This is a genomic window from Nocardioides sp. P5_C9_2 (assembly GCF_054049555.1).
Genome location: NZ_JBFUMD010000297.1, coordinates 1 through 4,954 on the forward strand (window position 1 = coordinate 1; position 4,954 = coordinate 4,954).

General features: G+C 71.6%; 5 protein-coding genes. 3 read left to right on the top strand and 2 right to left on the bottom strand.

Annotated elements, in window-relative coordinates:
- Positions 1–873, top strand: an 873-nt coding sequence (locus ACXJKL_RS14375; RefSeq protein WP_457207727.1) for a hypothetical protein, incomplete at its 5' end; no start/stop codon positions are given.
- Positions 874–891: 18 nt separating this feature from the next.
- Here ACXJKL_RS14375 and ACXJKL_RS14380 read toward each other — a convergent pair.
- Positions 892–1,167 (bottom strand): hypothetical protein, encoded by a 276-nt coding sequence (locus ACXJKL_RS14380; protein ID WP_457207728.1) that lies wholly within the window; start codon positions 1,165–1,167, stop codon positions 892–894.
- Positions 1,168–1,214: 47 nt separating this feature from the next.
- On the bottom strand, positions 1,215–3,434 hold the full coding sequence (locus ACXJKL_RS14385) for an aryl-sulfate sulfotransferase (RefSeq protein WP_457207729.1): 2,220 nt from the start codon (positions 3,432–3,434) through the stop codon (positions 1,215–1,217).
- A gap of 134 nt (positions 3,435–3,568) precedes the next feature.
- On the opposite strand from ACXJKL_RS14385, the gene ACXJKL_RS14390 reads away from it, so the two are divergent.
- Both ACXJKL_RS14390 and ybeY read left to right on the top strand, forming a co-directional pair.
- Entirely contained in the window at positions 3,569–4,582 is a 1,014-nt protein-coding gene (locus ACXJKL_RS14390) for a PhoH family protein (RefSeq protein WP_457207730.1), read from the top strand.
- Positions 4,579–4,954: rRNA maturation RNase YbeY (ybeY, locus tag ACXJKL_RS14395; protein ID WP_457207731.1), on the top strand; the 376-nt coding region annotated here is incomplete at its 3' end. The genes ACXJKL_RS14390 and ybeY, both read left to right, overlap by 4 nt.

A 4,954-nucleotide genomic window follows, 5' to 3' on the forward strand; every position in this document is an offset into this window, starting at 1 on the left:
ACCGTGCAGCCAGGCAACCCCGAGGTCGTCCACCACGTGATCCTGTTCCAGGTCCCGGCCGACCAGGTGGCCGCGGCGGAGGAGAAGGACGCCCAGGACGACGGCGAGGGGTGGACCTGCTTCGGCGGCACCGGCCTCGACGCCTTCCAGAACGTCGACGACGCCGCGTGGATCGGCGCCTGGGCGCCGGGCGGCACCGAGTCGGTCCGCAAGCCCGGCTACGGCGTGCGCCTCGCCCAGGGGTCCCGGATCGTCATGCAGGTCCACTACAACCTGCTCGCCGGCACCCAACCGGACACGTCGGCGGCCCAGCTGCGTCTCGCGTCCGGGAACCGCGACATGACCGAGCTGCACACGATGCTGCTGCCGGCCCCCGTCGAGCTGCCCTGCCGCCCGGCGTACGCCGACGGGCCGCTGTGCGACCGCGACGCCGCGATGATGGACGTGCTGCAGCGCTTCGGCGCCGATGGGTCCCGGACGGCCAACGTGCTCTACCTGCTGTGTGGCGGCGAGCCGGACCCCGGCCAGGTGCAGAGCTGCACGCGCACCGTCAACGAGCCGATCACCATCCACGCCGCCGGCGGGCACATGCACCTGCTCGGGCGGCAGATCCGCGTCGTCACCAATCCCGGCACCGATCGCGAGAAGACGGTGCTCGACATCCCCGTGTGGGACTTCGACGACCAGGGCGCCCGCGACATCGAGCCGGTCTCGCTGCTGCCCGGCGACACCGTGGAGGTCACCTGCAAGCACGTGCAGTGGCTGCGCGACGAGCTGCCGTCCTTCGAGGACCAGCCCGACCGGTACGTCGTGTGGGGCGAGGGCACCACCGACGAGATGTGCCTGGGGATGCTCCAGGTCAGCAAGCCCTGACCGGCCCCGGCAGCTCGGTCAGAACAGGTAGCGCAGGCGCAGCACCGCGAACACCACCGGCATCCCGAAGACCACGAGCAGCGCCCACGCGGTGACCCGGTGCCAGGGCTTGGAGGCGTCCAGGCGACCGCCGAAGTCGAGCAGCGCGCCTTCGACGGTGTGGTGCGTCAGCCCCATCAGGCGCGCGTCCTCGGGGAGGTGCTGGCCCGCGAACCACGCCGGGGCGGTGTCGTCGTCGTGGTCGTCGGGATCCTCGTCGTACCACTCGTGGACGTCGCGGTCGGCACCCGGCATGGGGACACGGTACGTCGCCGCGCCGCCCGCCGGGCGTCACGAAGGGCTCAGCGGATCCTGACCTGCAGGCGCACCGTGTCGGAGTCGGTCCGCGTCGCGGCGCCGAAGCGGAGCAGCCTGTCGTCCCCGACCCGAGCGTCTGCGGTACGCCGGAGCGTCACGCGCAGCGTCACGGATTCGTCGGGGTGCAGCCTCGCGGTCCGGAGGAGCCCGCGTCGCAGGAGTCGGGTCACGTCGCGACCACCCATGGTCGCGGTGACCTGCACGCCTCGTCGGTGGCCGGGCCCTGCGACGTCGAACCGGCTCGTCGTGTCACCGGCGTTCCGCACCCGCAGCCTCACCACCCGCACGTCGCGGCGCTGGGTGAGGCGGACACGCCCACGCTGGCCGGCGCCGAAGCGTGACTCGCCGATCACGTCCGTGCCGACGACCAGGACGGCGTCGGCCACGGGCCCACGGGGGCCGGGCAGGGTCGGGGGAGGCGTCGTCGGGGAGGGCGTGGTCGGGGAGGGCGTCGTGGGGGGCGTCGTCGGAGCCGGCGGCGCGGGCAGGACGGTGTAGCTCGCGCTGCGCGTCGTGGTGTTGCCGTCCCCGTCCCGGGCGGTGACGGTGAAGACGTGCGTGCCGGGCGTGCGGGTGTCCAGCGAGGAGCCGGACTCGGCAGGGCCGGAGCAGTCCACCAGGCTGGAGCCGCCGGTGTCCGAGCAGCCGTACCGTGCCACGACCGCGGCGTCGTACTCGTAGGTCGCTCCCTCGGCGGGGACCTCCAGCTCGGCGGAGGGTGCGAACGCGTCGCGCACCGTGGCCCGGTGGAAGCGGTAGCTCCCGTAGTTGGGGACGGGGTTGCCCGCTCCGTCGTCCGGGTTCTGCAGCGTCCACACGACCCGACCGGCGGCGTCGACCTCGCTGGCCGTGGTCTCGGCGACGTTGTTGCCCCAGCCGATGAGGGTGTTGCCGTTGGGCATCCGGAAGGCGGAACCGGTGAACTCGCCGAAGAACGGGCGCCCGCTGGAGGGGTCGGTGGGTGCGTGCTCCCAGACCAGGGTGGCGGTGCCGGCGTCCTCGTCGAGCTCGTACTCGACCGCCCGGCTGGACAGCCGGGCGCGGAGGGGGCCATCGGGTTGCGACTGGTCGACACAGATGTTGAACGACCCGTTGTCGAACACCATGATCCGGGGGGCCTCTCCCGGCTTGCTGGTCATCGTCGCCGTGTGCTGGGCACACTGGCCACCCCAGGGGTCCCCGACGAAGTCGAAGTCGCTGCGGCGGCCCCCGAGACGCCAGATCACCTCGCCCTCGGCGTACCCGTCGTGGGCGGTCCGGGCGATCTTGAACACCGCGGTGAGGTTGCGGAAGGACGCGAGGAGGTCGCCGTCGGGCAGGACGGCGACGGAGTTGAGGTGGGCGTAGTCGCCCGACATCGAGACCCGCTCCTCGGCGAGGTCCACGTGGTCGCGGGTGGACCAGGTGAACACGGGGTCGCCGAGCGGGTCGAGCTCCTGGATCACCGAGTCGGACAGTCCGCTGCCGTCGTCGCGCGACTCGTAGGCCATCAGGATCTTGTGGCCGTCGGGCAGGAACACGGAGTCGTGGAAGTCGGTGTCGACGAGGTTGACCGTGCGGTGCGAGGCCACCCGCTCCAGCCGCTCGTCGAGCTCGAGGATCCGCTCGGGGACGGGCCGGCCGTCCTGGGTGTCGGAGCTGACGGAGTAGCTGCCGTCCGGCTGCCTCTTGAAGTCGTGCATGTTGCCGTCGTAGCGCCGGACGAAGCGGGGCACCGCGTTGCCGTCGAGGACCGCCATGAAGCGTGGCCGCTCGCCCGTGAAGTCGTTGAGGGTCACCAGCGTGTGACCCGGCTGGGCGGCCGGCGTGGCGTCCGAGGTGAGGACCGGGAAGCCGGTCGGCAGGTAGATGAAGGAGTAGGCCGACGACCCGGCCGCGTCCCGGATGATGACCGACACCTCGTCGCCGTCCGTGAGCCCCTCCACCTTCACCGGCCCGGTGGCCAGCTCGCCGTCGACGAAGACCCTCCCGCCCGGGTCGGTCGTGGTGGCGTCGACCTGCACGCGGCCACCGGTCGCGCCCGTGGTGCGGATGCCGTACCTCGTGGTGCCGGTCGCGAACGCCGGGTACGTCGTCGTACCGGCGCCGGTCAGGACGACCGTGTGCCCCGGTGCGACGGCCGAGACGGCCGAGACGGTGGGTGGGACCAGCAGGGCCCCGAGCAGGACGACGAGGACTGTCAGTGCCGAGAGAGGACGAGTCACCGGCTGAGCCTAGGTCCGCGGGCGCGGTCCGGTCAGGACCTTGCGCGTATTCACCGTGCCGAAACACCGCTGCGGGGCGGCGCGCGGGTTCCCGGTGGGCGGTGTCGGTGCCGCTCGCTAGCATGGGGCCACCCATGACTGAGACTCCTTACCCCTCCCACACCGTCGTCGTGCCCAACAGCATCGACATGGTCAGCGTCCTCGGCCCCGGCGACGAGCACCTCGGCCTCATCGAGCGCGCGTTCTCCGCCGACGTCCACGTCCGCGGCAACCGCATCACCCTCACCGGCGAGCCGGCCGAGGTCGCGCTCGCCGAGCGGCTGCTCGACGAGATCGTGACCATCATCCGCACCGGCCAGGGCGTCACCGCCGAGACGGTCGAGCGGATCATCTCGATGATGCGCGCCGAGACCACCGAGCGCCCGGCCGACGTGCTGTCGCTCAACATCCTGAGCAACCGCGGGCGCACGATCCGGCCCAAGACCCTCAACCAGAAGCGCTACGTCGACTCGATCGACAAGCACACCATCACCTTCGGGATCGGCCCGGCCGGCACCGGCAAGACCTACCTCGCCATGGCCAAGGCCGTGCAGGCCCTGCAGGCCAAGGACGTCAGCCGGATCATCCTGACCCGTCCCGCCGTCGAGGCCGGCGAGCGGCTCGGGTTCCTGCCCGGCACGCTGTCGGAGAAGATCGACCCCTACCTGCGCCCGCTGTACGACGCGCTGCACGACATGCTCGACCCGGAGACGATCCCCAAGCTGCTGGCGGCCGGGACCATCGAGGTCGCGCCGCTGGCCTACATGCGGGGGCGCACCCTCAACGACGCGTTCATCATCCTGGACGAGGCGCAGAACACCTCGCCGGAGCAGATGAAGATGTTCCTCACCCGCCTCGGCTTCGGCTCCAAGATCGTCGTCACCGGTGACGTCACCCAGGTGGACCTGCCCAACGGGGTCCAGTCCGGCCTCCGCGTGGTCGAGGGCATCCTCGACGGCGTCGAGGACGTCGTGTTCAACCGGCTCACGTCCCACGACGTCGTGCGGCACCGGCTCGTGGGTCGCATCGTGGCGGCGTACGACGCCTTCGACGCCCAGCAGCCCGCGCCGCACTCGCGCGACTCCCGCCCGCGGGGGACCAACCGATGAGCATCGAGGTCCTCAACGAGTCCGATCAGGAGCTCGACGTCCGACGGCTCTCGACGCTGTCGCGCTTCGTGCTGGACCGGATGCGCGTCCACCCGCTCGCCGAGCTGTGCATCAAGGCCGTCGACGAGGACACCATCGCGCTGCTCAACGCGCAGTGGATGGGCAAGGACGGTCCCACCGACGTGCTCGCCTTCCCGATGGACGAGCTGCGTCCCGGCAAGGTCAACGAGGAGCCCGAGGAGGGCGTGCTCGGCGACCTGGTGCTGTGCCCGACCGTGGCCGAGCGCCAGGGTGCGGAGGCCGGCCACGGGACCGTCGCCGAGATCGAGCTGCTCACCGTGCACGGCATCCTGCACCTCCTCGGCTACGACC